This window comes from Dermabacter jinjuensis (genome assembly GCF_902381725.1).
Lineage (GTDB): Bacteria > Actinomycetota > Actinomycetes > Actinomycetales > Dermabacteraceae > Dermabacter > Dermabacter hominis.
Window position 1 is genome coordinate 279,659 of sequence record NZ_LR698963.1, and the last position, 17,792, is coordinate 297,450.

The 17,792-nt window shown below is 64.4% G+C and carries 15 protein-coding genes and 1 tRNA gene; 4 read left to right on the forward strand and 12 right to left on the reverse strand.

Annotation, left to right across the window (positions count from 1 at the left end):
- Positions 1 to 37: 37 nt before the first annotated feature.
- From FXY94_RS01395 to dcd, 8 genes are all read right to left on the reverse strand, one after another.
- Complete coding sequence (locus FXY94_RS01395) at positions 38 to 595, reverse strand: cation:proton antiporter (protein ID WP_016663223.1); 558 nt, start codon at positions 593 to 595, stop codon at positions 38 to 40.
- Positions 592 to 879, reverse strand: coding sequence for a monovalent cation/H+ antiporter complex subunit F (locus FXY94_RS01400; protein ID WP_016663224.1), 288 nt, complete (start codon positions 877 to 879; stop codon positions 592 to 594). Before FXY94_RS01400 ends, FXY94_RS01395 begins: the two co-directional genes overlap by 4 nt.
- Complete coding sequence (locus FXY94_RS01405) at positions 879 to 1,442, reverse strand: Na+/H+ antiporter subunit E (RefSeq protein ID WP_016663225.1); 564 nt, start codon at positions 1,440 to 1,442, stop codon at positions 879 to 881. The genes FXY94_RS01400 and FXY94_RS01405 overlap by 1 nt, the downstream gene beginning before the upstream one ends.
- Positions 1,439 to 3,004, reverse strand: a complete 1,566-nt coding sequence (locus tag FXY94_RS01410; RefSeq protein WP_016663226.1) for a Na+/H+ antiporter subunit D — start codon at positions 3,002 to 3,004, stop codon at positions 1,439 to 1,441. The genes FXY94_RS01405 and FXY94_RS01410 overlap by 4 nt, the downstream gene beginning before the upstream one ends.
- A complete protein-coding gene (locus FXY94_RS01415; RefSeq protein ID WP_016663227.1) occupies positions 3,001 to 3,582 on the reverse strand; it encodes a Na(+)/H(+) antiporter subunit C in 582 nt (193 codons plus the stop codon). Before FXY94_RS01415 ends, FXY94_RS01410 begins: the two co-directional genes overlap by 4 nt.
- The gene (locus tag FXY94_RS01420; RefSeq protein WP_016663228.1) at positions 3,572 to 6,490 is read right to left on the reverse strand and encodes a Na+/H+ antiporter subunit A; all 2,919 of its coding nucleotides are present in this window, start codon (positions 6,488 to 6,490) and stop codon (positions 3,572 to 3,574) included. Before FXY94_RS01420 ends, FXY94_RS01415 begins: the two co-directional genes overlap by 11 nt.
- 149 nt (positions 6,491 to 6,639) lie before the next feature.
- Entirely contained in the window at positions 6,640 to 7,410 is a 771-nt protein-coding gene (locus FXY94_RS01425; protein ID WP_016663229.1) for a hypothetical protein, read from the reverse strand.
- The gene (gene dcd / locus FXY94_RS01430) at positions 7,407 to 8,009 is read right to left on the reverse strand and encodes a dCTP deaminase (protein ID WP_016663230.1); all 603 of its coding nucleotides are present in this window, start codon (positions 8,007 to 8,009) and stop codon (positions 7,407 to 7,409) included. Before dcd ends, FXY94_RS01425 begins: the two co-directional genes overlap by 4 nt.
- Before the next feature lie 82 nt (positions 8,010 to 8,091).
- Between dcd and FXY94_RS01435 the strand changes: the two genes are divergently transcribed.
- Positions 8,092 to 8,165: transfer RNA gene (locus FXY94_RS01435), tRNA-Gly, on the forward strand.
- 79 nt (positions 8,166 to 8,244) lie between these two features.
- Here FXY94_RS01435 and FXY94_RS01440 read toward each other — a convergent pair.
- Together FXY94_RS01440 and FXY94_RS01445 are read right to left on the reverse strand one after the other, a co-directional pair.
- Positions 8,245 to 8,934, reverse strand: coding sequence for an ABC transporter ATP-binding protein (locus tag FXY94_RS01440; RefSeq protein ID WP_016663231.1), 690 nt, complete (start codon positions 8,932 to 8,934; stop codon positions 8,245 to 8,247).
- A 51-nt stretch (positions 8,935 to 8,985) separates the two neighbouring features.
- Positions 8,986 to 10,080 carry an ABC transporter permease gene (locus FXY94_RS01445; protein WP_016663232.1) on the reverse strand — a complete coding sequence of 365 codons (1,095 nt, stop codon included), beginning with the start codon at positions 10,078 to 10,080 and terminating at the stop codon, positions 8,986 to 8,988.
- Between the two features lie 140 nt (positions 10,081 to 10,220).
- Here FXY94_RS01445 and FXY94_RS01450 point away from each other — a divergent pair, with 140 nt between their 5' ends.
- The 3 genes from FXY94_RS01450 (at position 10,221) to FXY94_RS01460 (ending at position 13,212) form a co-directional block, all read left to right on the forward strand.
- Positions 10,221 to 11,480 (forward strand): sensor histidine kinase, encoded by a 1,260-nt coding sequence (locus tag FXY94_RS01450; RefSeq protein WP_016663233.1) that lies wholly within the window; start codon positions 10,221 to 10,223, stop codon positions 11,478 to 11,480.
- Between the two features lie 64 nt (positions 11,481 to 11,544).
- Positions 11,545 to 12,168: a response regulator gene (locus tag FXY94_RS01455; RefSeq protein ID WP_016663234.1), complete on the forward strand. Its 624-nt coding sequence runs from the start codon at positions 11,545 to 11,547 to the stop codon at positions 12,166 to 12,168.
- A gap of 180 nt (positions 12,169 to 12,348) precedes the next feature.
- Complete coding sequence (locus FXY94_RS01460; RefSeq protein WP_016663235.1) at positions 12,349 to 13,212, forward strand: MerR family transcriptional regulator; 864 nt, start codon at positions 12,349 to 12,351, stop codon at positions 13,210 to 13,212.
- A gap of 129 nt (positions 13,213 to 13,341) precedes the next feature.
- Here FXY94_RS01460 and FXY94_RS01465 read toward each other — a convergent pair whose 3' ends face one another.
- Both FXY94_RS01465 and FXY94_RS01470 read right to left on the reverse strand, forming a co-directional pair.
- Positions 13,342 to 15,867 (reverse strand): hypothetical protein, encoded by a 2,526-nt coding sequence (locus FXY94_RS01465; RefSeq protein WP_016663236.1) that lies wholly within the window; start codon positions 15,865 to 15,867, stop codon positions 13,342 to 13,344.
- Entirely contained in the window at positions 15,864 to 17,792 is a 1,929-nt protein-coding gene (locus FXY94_RS01470; RefSeq protein WP_016663237.1) for a thioredoxin-like domain-containing protein, read from the reverse strand. Before FXY94_RS01470 ends, FXY94_RS01465 begins: the two co-directional genes overlap by 4 nt.

A 17,792-nucleotide genomic window follows, 5' to 3' on the forward strand; every position in this document is an offset into this window, starting at 1 on the left:
CCCGGCAGCCGTCGGAACTTTCACCGCCCTACTGGCGCTACTGTTTTCCGCCGTACTCTCCCGTGCGGGGGTGTGCACCGGCGTCGCCCTCGTCGCCTTCGCTGATCTCTTCCTCGTCGAAGTATTCCTTGAGGCCGGCGAGTTCAAGGCCCATCGTGTGCGTGAGAACGTTCGAGGGAAGGGCGTTCTCGGTCTCGGTATCGGGGTGGGCATCCGCCTCAGGATCGATGAAGCCGTCGTCATCGTCGTCGCCTTCGCCACCGATCGACAGTCGCGGCGTGAGTTCGTCGAAGGCGTAGTCGCTTCCAAGGAGGAAGCCGCGGCGGAATGCGGCTCGACCCAGCATCGCGCTCGAGGCTGTCATGGTCAGGAATTGAGCGGCGAGCACGAGGGCCAGCATGCCCGCAATTGCCAACGACTGCGAGGCAATCGCGGCCCCCGCAAGCACGAGCACAAGGCCGAGGGTTTGCGGTTTGGACGCCGCGTGCATGCGCGAGAGAACGTCGTTGAAGCGAATGAGACCAACCATCGCGATCGCGGCGACGAGCACGCCGATCACGATGAGAATCGAGCCGACAATCTCCGGGATGCTCACTGCTCGGCGTCCTTTCGCTCCGGGGCGTCAGCGCGGGCCACGAAGCGGGCGAGCGCGAGCGTGCCAATGAAGGCCGTCGCAGAGAGGGCGAGGGCGGGGATAATCGCGAAGGTCGTTGCGGTCCATGCCGAGTAGAGCGCGAGCCCCATGATGACTTGCACAACGAGCATGTCGAGCGCGACGGCGCGGTCGAGAACGGTGGGGCCCACGATCATCCGGTAGACGATCGGGATCGAGATCAGGCCGAGCGCGATCGCGGCGCTCAGGAGAATCGTCTCGAACATCAGCCGTGCCTCCTTCTCGTCCCGTAGCCGGCGCTTTCGAGGATGTCGCGCGCGGCGAAGGCCCGCAGCAGGCGTTCCTCTTGGCAAAGAATGCTCTCGTGCTGCGCCTTGATCTGCTCTTTCGTGGTCACGCCGATCGCGTGGAAGAACAGGGTTCCCGTGGCCCGCTGCGCCTCAACGACAACCGAGCCGGGAATGAGTGTCGCGAGAATACCCGTGAACGACAGGAACAGGTCGCTTCGTGACCGTAGCTGCACGGCGATCACGCTCGAGCCCGGGCTACCGGAGGGGCGCAGCGCGAAGCGCGCCACCTGGATGCTGCCCTCGACGAGGTCTTTCGCGAAAACGGCGATAAACACGAGCGCGCTTACGGGGCGTAGGGTGACTTCGCGGCTCAGCGGTGGCGCGGGGAAAATAACGTAGATGAGGGCGCCGAGGAGGAGTCCGCCGAGGACACTCAGGACACTGAATTCTCCCCACAGGAGGCACCACGCGAGGGCACCTCCGAGGATGCCGAGCGTGTGCGATGGAAGGTCGCGGATTCGACCGGTGAAGCGGGTCATTCGGGCGCCACCTGCCCTCCACCGGCGTCGTCGATGTTGTACACGAGGCGATCGGCAGCGTCGTCACCGAGCACTGCACTCACGTAGGGGGCTCGCTCAAGCAGCGAGGACGCGGCCGTTTCGCTGTACGCAATGAGGGGGCCGGCGAACACGGTGAGGGCGAGTGAGAACGCGACGAGCGCCGCGGTCGAACCGCTCATGAGCAGCGGCGTGACGGGCTTCTCCACCACGATCTGCTCGGGAGTTTCCTGCCAGAACGCGCGGTTCCACACCTTCGCGATCGCGTACATGGTCAGAAGCGAGGTGATCACACTCAGCGCAACGAGGATCCACGCGAGTGCGCTCCCGCGGTGGATGCCGCCAATGATGAGGCCAACTTTCCCGATGAACCCGCTAAGAGGCGGCACACCCGCGAGGTTCATGGCCGGCACGAAGAAGAGGATCGCGAGCCACGGCGCGGCCTTCGCGAGCCCACCGAGCTTCGCGAGATTCGTTGTTCCTCCCACGTGCTCGATGAGTCCAGCCGCGAGGAACAGCGTGGACTGCACGGTGATGTGGTGGGCAACGTAGAACACGGTTGCCGTCATGGAGATCTGCGAGGAAATCCCGATGCCAAACATCATGTAGCCCATATGGCTGACGAGCGTAAACGACAGCACACGCTTGAGGTCAGTTTGGGCGATTGCCCCGAGGATGCCGATCACAAGGCTAAAACCGGCCGCGACCAGGAGGACCGTCGAGATCTCCGACTCGGGGAACATGAGGGTTTCAAGGCGAATGATCGCGTAGATCCCCACCTTGGTCAGCAGTCCCGCGAACACAGCCGTCACGGGGGCGGGCGCCGTCGGGTAGGAGTCGGGCAGCCAGGCCGACAGCGGGAAGATCGCCGCCTTGAGCCCGAACGCGATCAGCAGCACGAACTCGATGAGCAGGCGCACATGGTGGTCCACGTGGTCCATGCGCGCGGCAATCTCCGCGAGGTTCACGGTTCCGACGGCTGCATAGCAACTGGCGATTCCCACGAGAAACAGCATGGAGCTCACCATCGACACGATCACGTATGTCGTCGCGGCTCGAACCCTGCTTGCGGATCCCCCGAGCGTCAGCAGCACGAATGACGCGGCGAGCAGGATCTCGAAGCCCACGTACATGTTGAAGAGGTCGCCCGCGAGGAACGCGTTCGAGACTCCCGCGACGAGCAGGAGGTAGGAGGGGTGGAAGATCGCAATGGGGGTGGATTCGATGTGCTCGGAGATCGTTTGAGCGCTCGCGTAAATGAGCACGGCGAGGGTCACGAAGGACGAGACTAAAAGCATGAGGCCCGTGAGTCTGTCGGCAACGAGCACGATGCCGAGCGTGGGCGTCCATTTGCCAATCTGGAGCACGAGGATGCTGTTCTCGTTGATCCAGTACATGAGGAGCGCCGCGATCACGAGGTTGACGCTGAGGGTGCCGATCGTGACGATGAGTTGGAGTCCAGCGCGGTGACGCGTGAGGAGAGCGACGGCGGCGCCGAGGAGCGGGAGCATCACGGGCGCGGCGAGGAGAATCTCGGGGCTCATGGCGTCTCCTCCTCGTCGCTGTCGCTTTCTGTAGGGCTCTGTTCGACTTCTTCGTCGGACGTAAAGTCGTCGGAAATATCGTCGTCCGCATCCTCGCGCGCGTTCGCGCGTGCCTTTTCGGCCTCTTCCTCCAAGCGGGCGTGTTCGCGTTCCTTGCGTCGCTCGTCGGCTTCGAAGCCGACCTTCTCGATGACCTCGTGGCGGTGACGTTCGACGAGCCTGCGCGAGCGGTCGGCGACGCGGAGGTCCTCGACGTCGTCGGGAACCTCGTCGTGGCCGAATAGCTGCCACGAGCGGTAGGAGAGCGCCATGCCGAAGCCCGTGAGGGCGAGAGAGATGACGATCGCGGTGAGCACCATCGCCATGGGCAGCGGGTCGCTCATGGCCTCGAGTGCGCCCGAGCCATCGAATGGCGGCGTTCCGGGGGTCCCGATCGCGAGGAGAAACAGCAGGTTGATGCCGTTGCCCGCGAGGACCGCGCCCATGATGATGCGCGAGAGGGTGCGTTCGAGCAGCATGTAGATTCCGCTCGCGATCAGGACTGCCGCGAGAACGAGAATGAGGAGGCTAACGTGCATCGAGTTCCGCCTCCTGATGCCGGTCGATCTGCTCGCCAAGCGTGCGCAAGACGTCGAGGGCGAGGCCCACGACGATCAAGTACACGCCGATATCGAAGATGAGTGCGCTCGCGAGTTCGATCTCGCCGAGAACGGGGAGGTGCCCGATCCACACGTAGCTTTGGAACACCGTGCCGCCGAAGAGGAGCGGTGAGATGCCCGTGAAGAGAGCGAGCACCATGCCAATGCCAAGGAGCGCCCCGGCCTGCACGGGCGCAGCCTCGTTGAGTTCGTAGCGGCCGCCGGCGAGATAGCGAAGCGTAATCGCGAGGCCCGCAACCAGCCCACCGGCGAATCCGCCACCGGGGAAGTTATGGCCCGCACACAGCAGGTAGATGCTCAACACCATGAGCATCGGGAACGTGAGGCGCGTGATGACTTCGAGGACGACCATGCGGCGTTCGGGGGCCAGGGTGCGGCTCGCCAGCAGCCACGTGGAGCCGCGATTGCCCTCGAGGTCCCCGCTCTCGTTGTGGAACCGAAGCGTGTTTTCGGGGATGGAGGCGTCGGACGCTCGTCGCCAGATCGAGAGCTCTCCCTCGAGGTCCCCTACGCGCACGATTTGCTGCTCACGCTTTTGCACGAAGATGAGGGAGGCGATTCCTGAGGCAACGACGAGGACGACGGCGATCTCACCCATGGTGTCCCACACGCGCGCGTCGACGAGAGTGACGTTGACCGCGTTGTGTCCCTTGCCGATCTCGTAGCCGGCCTCGATGAGCTCAGGGCCAACCGGGGCGGTGAGGCGTGCACCCGCCGCATACGCGAAAACGGTGACGATCACGATGGCCGTGCAGATCGCGATCGACCAGCGCGCGACTTGGTCGAAGCGGCGCGGGCGAATCGAGAAGTGCGCCGGCAGGCGTCGCAGCACGAGGATGAGCACGACGGTCATCATCGTCTCAACGAAGAGCTGGGTCGCGGCGACATCGGGGGCGCCGTACATCATGAACAGGAGCGCGACGCCGAAGCCCGTTCCGGAAATCAGCAGCGCGGCCCTCAGCCGGCGACGGGCGCGCGCCGCGCCGAGCGCTGCGAACGCCGCGAAGCCGACCACGGCAAACTCTGCGGGATGCACGAACAGGACGACCGTGTCCGGGTGCTTGCCGGTAAAGCCGAGTGCGCCACCGAGCATCACGACGAACACGAGGAAGATCGCGCCGAGGTGCACCGGAAGCGAGCCGCGCTGGAAGAAGGCGGTGGTGCGCACGGCGAGCGAGTCCACCTGGCGCATGGAAGCGCGGAACAGGCGCTCCGCATCGCACCATCGCCCAAGCGCTGTGCGCTGAGGGCTCACGGCCTTCTGGAAGCGCTCAAACGGTGCGTGCCAAACCGCGAGGGCGGCACCGAGGGTAAGTGCGAGGAGCGAGCAGATGAGCGGGAGCGACACGTAATCGGGAACGACGGCGAGGTGACCGACCTCCCCCACGGCGGCGCCGGGGCCGCCCGCGATGAGCGTCGCGAGCGCCTCAAGCTGAGGAGTGAGCGCGAGAGCGGAAAGGCTCGCGGCCGCGACGATCGCTGGGATGAGCTGGAATCGCAGCGTGGGTTGCTTGTGCGGAGCCCCGCCCTTACCGGGAAACATGTGGAAGAAAAAGCGGCAGGAATACGCGACTGTCAGCACGGATCCCGCGACGGTCGCCGCGAGGATCGCACGAGCCCACGGCTCACCCTCGGCGAAGGTGTAGAACACCGCTTCCTTTGCGACGAATCCAAACAGCGGCGGCATCGCCGCCATAGAGGCCGCGCTCACGAAGGCGACGATCCCGATAATCGGCAGGTCCTTGAACACTCCGCTAAGTTCGCGCAGGTCGCGAGTGCCGTAGCACTTGTCCACGACGCCGACGCTCATGAACAGCGGCGCCTTGAAGAGCGCGTGTGCGAGGGTGAGCATGGCTGCGGCAAACACCGCCTCGCGCGTTGCGACGGCCGCGATCGACGCCATGAATCCAAGCTGGGACACGGTGCCGTACGCGAGCAGCAGCTTGATATCGGTTTGCCTAAGGGCGCGCCACCCACCGAGCAGCATGGTCGCGGCACCGAGCGCGGAAACTGTAATCGTGAGGGGTCCGACGGTTGCCAGGAGCGGGGCGAACCTCAAGAGAACATAGATTCCCCCCTTCACCATCGCCGCGGCGTGAAGATACGCCGACACTGGCGTGGGGGCGGCCATTGCACCGGGGAGCCAGAAGTGCCCGGGAGCAAGTGCCGATTTCGTAGCCGCACCGATTAGCACGAGCACGAGGGCCACAACGAGGTACGGGGAGACTGCGGCGAACGCGGGCGACGTGAGGATCTCGGAGATTCGCATGCTGCCGGCTTCGACACCGAGCATGAGGAGTCCGATCATGAGGGCGAGGCCGCCCGCGGTCGTAGAAATGAGCGCGTTGATCGCCGCGCGACGCGAGGCCTGCTTCGTGACGTAATGGCCGATGAGCAGGTAGGAGAACACGGTCGTGAGCTCCCAAAACACGAACAGCATCATCGCGTCGTCGGCGAGCACAAGCCCGAGCATCGCCCCGGAGAACGCCGTGAACACGCCCGCGAAACGGGCGAGCGACGGCTCCGTTTCCTTGAAGTACCGCGAGCAGTACAGCATGATGACCGTTCCGATACCCGAAACGATGAGGACGAACAGCCACGCGAGCGGATCGAGTGCGAAGCTCAGAGTGATGCTGAACTGGGGAATCCACGGGTGAGACTCGACGAGGGGCGCCTCGGCGAGGGCGGCAGGTGAGTGCGCGAGCAGGTACGCGGCGGTTCCCGCGGGAACGAGAGCGATCGGTAGGAACGCTTTTTGTTTCCACCACTTCACGAAAAAGGGCGCCGCAAGTGCCATCGCGAAATGCGCGGCGATGGCGATAATCATGCAGGTAGTTCCGTCCTCGTGACTACGGTGCGGGGACGCTTAATTCTATCAACCGAGCAGGGCTCGCCATACGTTCATCCCACGTCACGGGATGCACGCCTCCAGCGTCAACCAGACCCTCGCTCGCGTGAAGTGCTTGGCGAAGGCTGTTAGAAGAGCTCGTTCGGGTTCACGAGGAAATTCTCGTAGTCGAGCACGAACCCGCCGGTCTCGTCCCAAATTGCGCGCGCCACGGCGCTGCACCCGAGGTAAGCCTCACGCCATTCACGAATTTGCGGCTTCTCCGGGTTTTCGGCAACGAGGCTCGAGGGATCGTCGGGGCGATAGGCCACCGTGTACAGCGCCGCGCCTTCCTTGACCCATTCGACGTGCTCAATCGCGGGGATATCTTCCTCGAGCGTCGTCGCTTCGACCACGAGGTCGGCGTGCGCGAAAATCGGGGCCGAGATCATGTACGGGAAGCCCTCGGTCTCTCCCACAAGCTCCGACTCCTTCACGATTTTCTGCACGATCTCGAGCAGGTCCTTCGGCGCGAGCTCATACGCGGCAATCACGTGGAGGCTCGGCTGCATGAACTGATGCGGGGCGAGCTCGTGGCCAGTGTCGGTCACGACTTTCCCGCCGAGGCGACGCACCGCGTTGAGCGCGAACTCGAGAATCTCGCGCTCCTCACCGGCGGGAACGCCGTTCGGGAAGGCCGTATCGAAGCCGAATCCATCGGGAATCTCCGAAGGTCCGCCATCGCGATGCATGGGAACCTCGATCGTTGCTTCGTTCGCCGAAGGGTTCCACACAAGCGAAGTCGTGTCACTGACCCGGATCGTTTTCTTCTTCTTCCGCGCGAGCGGGTAACGGTTGAGCGTGAGCGCGAAGAGATCATCGAGCCCGTAGCTCCGGTCGAGAACAAGGGTGTGCGTCACGGGGTCTCCTCCAAGGGGGTTGCGGGGATCTGCGTGCGGTGAAAGTTCATGTAGGAGCGGGAAGCCGTCGGACCCCTTTGACCCCTGTACCTGTTGAGGTTCCCCTCCGAGCCGTACGGGCTCTCTGCCTCGCTACTAAGCCGGAAGAAACACAGCTGGCCGATCTTCATGCCCGGCCACAGCGCAACCGGGAGGGTTGCCATATTCGACAGTTCGAGGGTGATGTGCCCCTCGAACCCCGGATCGATAAAGCCCGCCGTGGAGTGCGTGAGCAGCCCGAGGCGGCCGAGGCTCGACTTCCCCTCGAGGCGCGCCGCAATATCGTTTGGAAGGCTCACCGTCTCGTACGTCGAGGCGAGAACGAATTCGCCCGGATGCAGCATGTAGGGCTGGTCGGGATCAACTTCCACGAGCCGCGTGAGCTCTGCCTGCTCCTTCGCAGGGTCGATCATCGCGTACTTGTGGTTGTCGAAGAGTCGAAAGAATCGATCGATCCGCACGTCCACTGACGCGGGCTGAATAAACTCGTCACCAAAGGGGGCGATGCCGATGCGGCCCGCCTCGATTTCCGCGCGAATATCACGATCACTGAGAAGCACGCCTCTATCTTAACGCGTGGTCGCTTCCCTCACGCCGGTTTGGAGGTGCGCCGCGCGGCGGCTACACTGGGGAGGCACATTCGCGGGTGTAGTTCAATGGTAGAACTTCAGCTTCCCAAGCTGACAGCGCGGGTTCGATTCCCGTCACCCGCTCCACTTTCACCGAATTGCATAGACGTTGCGGGGGTTATCTCAGCCTTCACGACCGGAATAACCCCCACAAACCCTCGGGAATTCAGGTTCGCTCGCGCGAAAGAACGCCGTCCACCATGCGATAAACGGAGTCGAACTCTTCGAGCTGCTCTTGCGCGTGGGTCACGACGACCGTCGCGAGCTCGCGCTTGCGGGTGGTCTCCGCGAGCAGTTCGATGATCGCTTTGGAGCGCTCCTGGTCAAGGGCACTCGTCGGCTCATCCACGAGCAGAACCTCGGGCTGGTGGATGATCGCGCGGGCAATGTTGACCCTCTGGCGCTGACCACCGGAGAGGGCGCCCGGGCGGTGATGCGCGCGGTCGAGCATGCCCACGGCATCGAGCGCCGCCTCGATGCGCTCTTGGCGTTCCTTCTTCGAGACGCGCTTCAAGGTACCCGCACCGAGACGTGCGACGATTTCGAGCTGCTCGGCAACGGTGAGCGACGGGATGAGGTTCGGCGACTGAAACACGATGCCGATGTGGTCGCGGCGCACCTCGCTTTTGTGCTTTTGGTTAAGCGTTGTTGTTTCGATACCGGCGATTGCCACGCTTCCCGAATCGGGGCTCGTGAGGGTCGCGGCGACCGACAGCAGGCTCGACTTGCCCGAACCGGAGGGGCCGGTCACGGCGGCGAACTCACCGGGGTTCACGGTGAGGTTCGCGTGGTTGATTGCGGTGACGTTCGAGCCGCCATCGGGGTAGGTGAGGGTGATGTCGTTGAGGTTCAGCATGGCTGTGTCCTTTTCATCAAAGTGTGAGGGGCGCGGAGTCTTCCGGAGTGGCTAGGCCGCCGACGCTTGCAGGGCCTTCGTCGGATCCACCTTCGTGATCGTGCGGACCGACACGAGCGAGCCCACGAGACCCGCGAGAAGCATGAGGATGGGGACGCCCACGAGCGTCGCAACGTTCATGACAAACGGCATCGCGTTGGCGACGAGAACGCCCAGACCAGCGGTGAGACCAACGCCGATGAGCGAACCGATGCCGAGCACGATGAGCGCCTGCCACAGCGAGTCGCTCGCGAGCCAGCTCGTGCGCGCGCCGATCGCCTTGAGCACGGCGATATCGCGCTGACGCTGCATCGACCACACGAGGAAGAACACGCCGATCACGAGCGTCGAGATCACGACGAGGAGAGCGATCATCATCGCGAGCGAGCCGATTTCTGAGCGGAACGAGCCAATCGCGAGAAGCGACGGGAGAAGCGACTTCGTGGTCGTGGACTGATCGCTATCGAGGGTCTTGACCTCGGAATCAGTGAGAGCCGAGGAAGCGTCGGACCCTCCCTCCCCCACGAGAAGTGCGGTCGCGTAATCCTGCGGCTGATGGGTGCGCTCGAGGTAGTCGTGCCACGTGGTCAGGTCAGCGAAGGCGACCGGGCGGTGTGAATGGAACTCATCCTTGAGCACGCGTGAGACGGTGAGGGTCTCACCCGAAACGTCGAGGGTGTCGCCGGCTTTCACTCCGAGGGATTCGGCAGTGGTCTCGCTAAGCACGAGCTTGCCGGCCTCGGGGACGCGGGAGTCCTTGCCGAACGGCTCGGCCATGAGGACGACCGACTCGGTCTTCTCGCCTGTATCGAGCAGTGCGCTCGAGATGCCGAGCGGGGTGACGGCGTCCTTTCCGGCCTTGTCAGCCCAGGCCGTGTACTGCTCCTCGGTGATGGTCGAGTTCGCGAACTCTTCCTTCTCACCCTCGTCGACCGACAGGACGACCTTGTCGGGATTCAACGAGAGAATCGCCGAGATGTTCTGCATCGCGAGGCCGCCGGTGAGGCCGGCCAGGAATGTCACGAGGAACGTCATGAGGGACACGACGGCGACGATGAGGGAGAAACGGCCCTTCGCGAAGCGTAGGTCGCGGATGGCAAGAAACATGAGGCGAACTCCTTATGCACGATTGATGATGTCTCCACTGTGCCGATCCGGGCCTCTCCCCCGGTACCTCCCGGCGGTACCTTCTTCGTTCATCCTTTTGGAGGAACAGCTCTTCGGGTGCGGGAATTAGGATCGAAGACATGCCCACTTCAGCCCGCACCTCACACGTCGTGGGGGCAGCCGCACTCGCATGTGTTCTCCTTGCGATCCCCGTCTTCGAAAGCACTCTCACTGCGGCGCCACACACCACGAGCGTCGTGATCTTCAGCCTCGTGACGCTCTTTGTGATGCTCGGAGGCGGCGCGTGGCTCGTGCGCGTTGGCGACATTAGTGCGGAGCCATCATCAGTTTTTTCGTGGCGTCCCCTCGTGTACGTGGCAGTGCTCGCCTCGGCATGGGCGATGGTCATTGCAGAAACACCCCACGCGACCTACTTCCTCTTTGCACTTATCGGCATCGCCCAGTGGCTTCTGCCTGAGCACATCGGAGCTTTCGTAACGCTCGGCCTTACTGCTTTTACGATCGCGGGACAGGTTTTCCACCATGGCGCCTCGACGGGCACTGTCGTGGGGCCGCTCCTCATCGCCGTGCTTATGCTCGCGTTCATGCACATGTACCGCGCGATGCGCTTCGAGGCACTTCAGAAAAATACCGTCATCGCACAACTCCGAAGCGCCCAAGACCAGCTCGTCGAGTCCGAACGCGCAAAAGCACGTATAACCGAGCGCGAGCGGCTTGGTCGCGACCTCCACGACACCACGGCCCAGTCACTCTCGAGCGTCATCTTGCGACTCGGGCTCGCGGACGAGGCACTCGGTTCGGGTGAGGCGTCGCTTGCGCTCGATCACGTACGTTCCGCTTCCGACGCCACCTCGGAAGCCCTGAGCGAGCTTCGCAGCGCGATCTCCCACCTCACGCCACACGAATCGGGACCCGCGCGCCTCGAGACGGCTCTCACCCGTGTTGTTGACACCGCTCGGTCCAGAGTGGTCGCCGTTCCCGGTGAAGCAGTCCCGGTCATCGAATGCCATGTCTCTCAGGACTTGCCGGAGCTCGACATGACGACAGCGACGAGTCTTGTGCGTATTGTCCAATCGTCGCTCGCCAACGCCCTCGACCACGCGCGCGCCTCACGCATCGAGGTTCGCGCCTACGCTGACGGTGGCGAGCTGCATGTCGATATCGAAGACGACGGCCGCGGCTTCGACGTGGACGAGGCGCTGCTCGGCCGGAGTGGCGATAGTGGCGGCTACGGGCTGGGTTTCGTTGTGCAACGCTCGCGTGAACTCGGCGGGAATGCCGCGATCATCGCCTCGCCCGGGGAGGGCACGCTCATAAGCGTGACGATCCCCGTGTCCCAGGCACCGTCGGCCCTGACCGAGTCCGCTCCAGCCTCGTGACACCCGCCCCCGAGTTCCAGAACGCTACACACTCCACCTCTCCAACCCTTCAAGGAGCGCACGCATGATTTCCATCCTCATCGCCGACGACCACCCCGTGGTGCGTGCGGGGCTGCGCGCCGTGTTTGAAAGCCACGAGGACTTCACCGTCGTCGCCGAAGCCCCCAGCGCTGAAGAGGCAGTCAAAAGAGCCAGCGAGGGCGACGTGGACCTCGTGACCATGGATCTTCGATTCGCCGACGGCGGTATGAGCGGCGTGGAGGCGATTCGCGCTATTCGCGCCCGGGGGGATCACCCGCGGATTCTCGTTCTCACCAATTACGACGACGATTCCGAGATTCTCGCCGCCGTCGAGGCCGGCGCCCAGGGGTACCTCTTGAAAGACTCCGCGCCAGCCGACCTCACGAGCGCCGTTCAGCGTGCCGCAAGCGGCGAGGTGGTGCTCGCACCCGTCGTTGCGGGCAAGCTCCTGCGCGAGATGCGCAAGGACCGCATCACGCTCACGGGCCGGGAAAGGGACGTGCTCAATGCGCTCGATCGCGGTTTGAGCAATCGCGAGATTAGCGAGGAACTGTTCCTCTCCCCCACCACCATCAAGACTCACCTCGCGCGGCTTTACGGAAAGCTCGGGGTGTCGAGCAGAACGGCGGCGCTCGCGCGGGCACGCGAAGAGGGACTGCTCGACTAGCCTCGCCCTCCGCCACTCCCCCGTGACCGTGCGATCGGACCGGCACTGCCTCGAGTCAAACAACGCTGTCGGTCTCGCACACGGCTGACGCCACCCACGTCCACCCAGTTCACGAAGTCTTCGCGAAATCGACTTGACCCTGACGTGGCGTGAGGCACCAGCATCGGTAGCGTGAACGACATGGCCAACGCTTTCGACCCAAACCCACGCTCGCATCGAGACCTCACTGTCGGCGAAACCGCCGCACTCATTGGGGTGAGTGTGCGAACTCTTCACTACTGGGACGAAATCGCTGTGGTGACCCCAAGCGGACGGTCCCGGGCGGGGTATCGCCTCTACAGCGAGCGAGATCTCGAACGACTCCACGAAGTACTCATCTACCGGGAAACCGGGATGTCACTCGCGGAGGTTCGCGAACTTCTCGTCTCGCACGATTCAAGGCGGGCAGCGACTCATGCAGATGCTGCAACGGCTTGTGAGGTTCCCTCGGAGCGGGAACGGCTAGTACAGCAGCGCGAGGTACTGCTGGGCAAAGTCGATCACCTGCACCGCATGCTGCGGGCAGTGGATTCACTGATCGAAAGGATTGACATGGGAGAGAAACTTACCCCCGAGCAACGCGCAGAAATTCTGGGGAAGGATTGGAATCCCGAGTGGGACAACGAGGCTAGGAACAAGTGGGGGCACACCGACGATTGGGCAGCTTCTCGGCAATACCAAGAATCCCAAACCGCTGAAGACCTCGAGAGTGACAAGGCTCGAATCGATGCTGTTGAAGAGAAAATCGTCTCAGCTATTCAGCGCGATGTGGATCCGCGAAGCGCCGAAGCCATTGCCCTCGCCGATGAGTACCGCAGGGCACTGACCTGGTACGACGTCACACCCGCCAAACATGTTCTGATCGCGAGAGGGTATGTGGAGGACTCACGCTTTCGCGACCGGTTCGAGTCGCGTCAAGCGGGTATGGCGGAATGGCTCAAGGACGCGATCGACGCGAACGCTCGAGAACACGGAGTCGATCCCGATACGGCCGAATGGCAGTAGACCCGTGCCCCATCACTGAGCTCACCGAGGGGAGCACAACCGGTGCTGTGCGTTTGAGACGAAAGGTATGAGAACGTCCAGCACCGGTCTTTTCTCGACGCGGGAAGCTCGCACCTGCGCAACTCGGCTCTACTTCCGTTGACGCCCGCGTTTCTTCTTCGGGGCCTCGGGCGCATCAAAAATGGTATCGCCAAGGTCGTCGACTTCCGTCGCAGTCGAAGCCTTCTCGCGCGCCGTGTTCGAGGCGCGGGACTCTCGATCAGCGCTATCGTTCGCTTCTCTCAGATTGTCGGCGAGATCAACCTGCTCGAGGCCCCGCGACAGCACGATCGGGACGACGAGCACCATGAGGGCCGCGACCACGATGATGACCCGCACGAGAGGATGCGTCCCCTCATCTCCCGTGAGGGACACGACTGCGGGCGCGGCAGCGAGTGTCATGAGCACCGCGATGGCACCGAAGCCAGACGCGCCGGCAAGTGAAGACGTGAGCGCCACCCGAGCCCGGGCCTCCGATACTTCGGTGAGCACAGACGAGTAGGCAAGCGACGCGGTGCCGCCGGCCACCCCTGACTCAACCCGCGCGAGGGCCGCCTCGCTCGAGGCGACGCGCGCGTGCGCGACAGATGCTACGCAGCCCGACGCGACGAGAACCCCGACGGCAAAGGCGGGCAGCGATGCCGCTCCGATCCCGAAGCCACATACGGCCGGAGCGAGCAGCGCACACATCACCACGATCGCTGACGTGCGCCGAAGCGCGCTCTCGAGCCCCTCAAAGAGCACCTCGTCGCCACAATCATCGGAGCCGTCGGATGAACCTCGAGCGCTCGATTGTTCGGCAAGCGCAATGCGCGCCTCAGTCACGGCATTGGCAAGAACGGCGCGCGTCGGCGTCGCGATGAACGCCACCACGGCCAGAACGGCCACAACACCGAACGCGAAACCAAGAACGACCGTTGGCGAATCAATGCTCAATGCGCGCAGCTGCCTGTCGGCCCACAGCGCACCCTGCTGCGGCGCCGCGCGCATCGCTCCCGCAATCGGTGCCACGAGCGGGAGGGCAGCAACACTCGAGAGCAGCGCGAGAACAGCGCCCGCGAGCGCCTCGTGAGAGGACTGCTCCGCAGCGTCACCGTCGCGCACCTCAACGGCGGCGTCGCGAGAATACCCAGCGCCCGCGATCGCCGAGAAGCCGCCCCACACGGCCGCGGCTCCCGCCGCAGCGAGCGCGAGAAGGTAGTAGCCGAGGTAGGCGATGCCGGCGGCGGCAGTCGCAAGACCCCACGCCGCTGCGATACCGAGCAGAGCGGCGATGGCGAGCAGCGCGAGTGCGCGACTGGAGCCGAGACCCACCGACGACGGACTGATACGCCCGAAGCGAGCGGCGACCATCCCGCGGGAGGGGCCTGCTGCCATGGCGGTCTCGGTTCGCACGTGCGGCCACACGATCGCAAGGCCCGCAAGGAGGGCGAGTGCGCCTCCAATGACGAGCGCGAGGCCCGTCACGAACGAGGGATTGATCGCGTGCAGCATGATCGTGTCGGCAACGCTTTGCGCTTCGGGGGCGTCGCCCACGTTCGCGTAGAAGCCGGAGAACTGCGCAGCGATTTTCTCAAGCAGCGGTTCGACCTCGTCGCGCGCGACAGACGCGGGTGCCTGCTGGGTATCCGAGTTAACGAAAAGCGACACAAGCAACGGGTCGTTAAAGTTCCCGAGCCCCACTTCGGCCATGCGCAGATTCGCGTAGCGAGTGGGCAGCCACAGGGAGAGAACAGAGCCGACGAGAGCGAGCGGAATGACCCCCGTGAGCCCGGCGCTCACGAAGCGCGAGGAGCGCGTCGATCCAGCGGGCACAAAAGCAGAGCCAATCAGGGCGACGAGCGCACCGCACGCGAGCACAATGGCGGAAACGAGACCGGCGAGCCCCACGATGGGCGCACCGAGCGTCATGATGGCGCCCGCGAGGAGAGCCGCGAGCGCAGCCGAATCGACCGCGCGCAGCGGACCTCGCGCGAGCGGCGGTGACAGGCGCTCGAGCGAGAGATCGTCCCGGTCTCGAGACTGCTCAAGCGTGCCAACGTCAATCCGTGCACCGGTCTCCCCCAGTGAGGAGAGTGCCACGCCCGAGCGCAGCGACGCCCCACCGATCGCGAGGCCGAGCGCGACGAGGAGAAGGAGCGGCCCCGCATCGGCATGCTTCACCACGATGAGGGCAATGAGCATGAGCGTTGCGGCGCCCACGCCGATTCCTCGCACGCTCCCGGGCAGGGCTCTCGCCGCAGAAAGACGTGGCTTTCGCGGTTCATCAGTGGCGTCCGGATCGAGGCCATCGACATTCGCACGCGCGACGAGCAGCGCACCGAGGGCCGCCACGGCGACCGCGAGGATGCTGCCAAAGAAAACGGAACCGCCGCGCAACACCCGATCACCGGCATCGCCGGGGGCAAGGGCCACGAGGATTCCCGCGCCGATCCCGCCCCACAGAGCCGAATGCGAGGCTGCCGTCACGAGCGTGCCGATCCGCGGCGCGCGATCATCGACGCCGGCTCTACCGCGCGCGATCCAGAACCACGGGTGGGCGAGGGCTACGAGCGAGAGGACCCCGGCCGCAACAAGCATCCAGGCGGTGTCGGCCCCCAAGGCGAAGGCGCTCATGCGAGAAGCGAGAGGACGAGCGCGCGCGTGCCCTCCTCGGTCAGCGTGATCGGCACGCCCCAGTCTTGCTGGTGCATGTGGCACGCGGGGAACTCTACGCTCGGGTCGGCGTCGCACGAGGCAGCGCGCGCACTGACGTGAATGACGCCTTCGCTGTAGTTCGGGTCGAGCTCAATCTCGCGCTCGAGTTCGCTCGAGGTCCCTCCTCCGCTCACGAGCATCGCCGGCGGTGTCGTCGAGACGCTCACCTGGACTGCCGGGCCGAAGGAGTCGTCGAGCTTGTGGCCCTCGGGCGGCGTAAACGCGACGGTGACCGTGAGTGGGCCGGCGTTCGAGACCGCTGTCGCGGGGCGTTCGGTCTGCTGCGGGCCCTCGTCGATTATCTGCTCGGCAGCGGGCGAAATGGACACCCACGTGAGCTTGTGCGCGCCGGATTCAACGACGATGAGCTGCGCGAGCCCATCGATTGGGTCGACAACGATGAGGTCGCTCGGCTCCGAAAGTCCGGTCGCAACGGTGACGACCGAGTCGTGAATCGGGTCGATGATCCGCACCGCGCCGTTATAGGTGTCGGCGACCGCGAGGCGGCCATCGGCGAGGACCGTAATGCCGAGGGGGTGCTGCAGGCGGGCCTTGTCGAGAGGACCGTCGACGTGACCAAAATCGAAGAGGCCCTCTCCCACGAGAGTCGTGACCTCGCTGCGATCCGCGGCAATCACGCGCACCGCACTCGTTTCGGCGTCGGCAACGAACACGGTCCCGTTGGCGTCGACCGTGACGCCCGAGGGCTGTGCCCACCACGAGCGCACGAGAGCGCCGTCTACGAGGCCCTCCTGGGTCGTTCCCGCGAGAACCGCGAGCGCGCCTTCGTCAACGAACTCGCCGTCGTCGTTGAGCGCCGCCGGCCGGTAGGTCCACATCTGGTGGATTCCCGCCATCGCGATGATGATCTGCCCGGATACGTCGTCCCATTCGACATCCCACGGTGTCGAGAGGGCGAACTGGATCGGAGTGCCCACCCCCGTGGGAAGGCTCTGCCCCTGCATCCACTGCTCGCCGTTCCCGGCGAGGGTGAACACGTGGCTTTCGATCCGGGAGCGCAGGAGCCGACGCCTGCCGAGCTGCACACCGCGCAGGCGGTGATTGCCGGTATCCGCAATCACGAGGTCGTAGCCCACTTGGTCGGCAACTTCGGGTGGAAGGACGGCGATGCCGTTCGGCTGCGAGAACTGCGCCTCGCCTGCATCACCGTCGGCCCAGCCGCGCACGCCCGTGCCGATTGCCTCGTCGACGCTCACGCCGTCGGCTTCGAACACGACGATACGGTTTTGCCCCGCGTCGCTCACAACGATGCGACCGTCGGGCAAAAGCCCGCCTTTCGAGGGGAAACGCAGTGTGTGGAGTTCGGATTGCTCGAGAACAGTAGGGGCATCACCGCGCACGAGGGTGCCGTCGGACTCCCCCTCGCTCACGAGCCTCGCGATGGTCGAGTCGAGATTCGCCGCGTGGCCCTCGCCGGACATCGACGCGGCGATGCGCCCGTGCGTGTCGAGGACCATGAGGGTCGGCCAGGCCTTCGCGCCGTACTCGCTCCACGTGCGTAGGTCGGGGTCGTCGAGAACGGGATGTTCGACGCCGTAGCGTTCGATGTTGGCGACGAGTGCGTCGTGGTCGCGCTCGAACGAGAATTTCGGCGAGTGCACACCGATCACGACAACCTCTTGCGACCACTTCTGCTCAAGCGGTCGCAGCTCGTCGAGCACGTGCAGGCAGTTCACGCAACAGAACGTCCAAAAATCGAGGACCACGATCTTGCCGTGAAGATCCTCGAGGCTCAGGTCGACCCCGCCGGTGTTGAGCCACCCGCGGCCGAGCAACTCGGACGCGTGGGGGCGTGCATTTTCGCGAAAGTTCTCGCTCGTCAT

Bases quoted from the DNA above. Each gene is read 5' to 3' on its own strand.
- FXY94_RS01460 (WP_016663235.1), top strand. From the start codon at position 12,349: ATGGCCAACGCTTTCGACCCAAACCCACGCTCGCATCGAGACCTCACT.
- FXY94_RS01445 (WP_016663232.1), bottom strand. From the start codon at position 10,080: ATGTTTCTTGCCATCCGCGACCTACGCTTCGCGAAGGGCCGTTTCTCC.
- FXY94_RS01405 (WP_016663225.1), bottom strand. From the start codon at position 1,442: ATGACCCGCTTCACCGGTCGAATCCGCGACCTTCCATCGCACACGCTC.
- FXY94_RS01465 (WP_016663236.1), bottom strand. From the start codon at position 15,867: ATGAGCGCCTTCGCCTTGGGGGCCGACACCGCCTGGATGCTTGTTGCG.
- FXY94_RS01415 (WP_016663227.1), bottom strand. From the start codon at position 3,582: ATGCACGTTAGCCTCCTCATTCTCGTTCTCGCGGCAGTCCTGATCGCG.
- FXY94_RS01410 (WP_016663226.1), bottom strand. From the start codon at position 3,004: ATGAGCCCCGAGATTCTCCTCGCCGCGCCCGTGATGCTCCCGCTCCTC.
- FXY94_RS01440 (WP_016663231.1), bottom strand. From the start codon at position 8,934: ATGCTGAACCTCAACGACATCACCCTCACCTACCCCGATGGCGGCTCG.
- FXY94_RS01455 (WP_016663234.1), top strand. From the start codon at position 11,545: ATGATTTCCATCCTCATCGCCGACGACCACCCCGTGGTGCGTGCGGGG.
- FXY94_RS01420 (WP_016663228.1), bottom strand. From the start codon at position 6,490: ATGATTATCGCCATCGCCGCGCATTTCGCGATGGCACTTGCGGCGCCC.
- FXY94_RS01450 (WP_016663233.1), top strand. From the start codon at position 10,221: ATGCCCACTTCAGCCCGCACCTCACACGTCGTGGGGGCAGCCGCACTC.
- FXY94_RS01400 (WP_016663224.1), bottom strand. From the start codon at position 879: ATGTTCGAGACGATTCTCCTGAGCGCCGCGATCGCGCTCGGCCTGATC.
- FXY94_RS01470 (WP_016663237.1), bottom strand. From the start codon at position 17,792: ATGACGAGCGAGAACTTTCGCGAAAATGCACGCCCCCACGCGTCCGAG.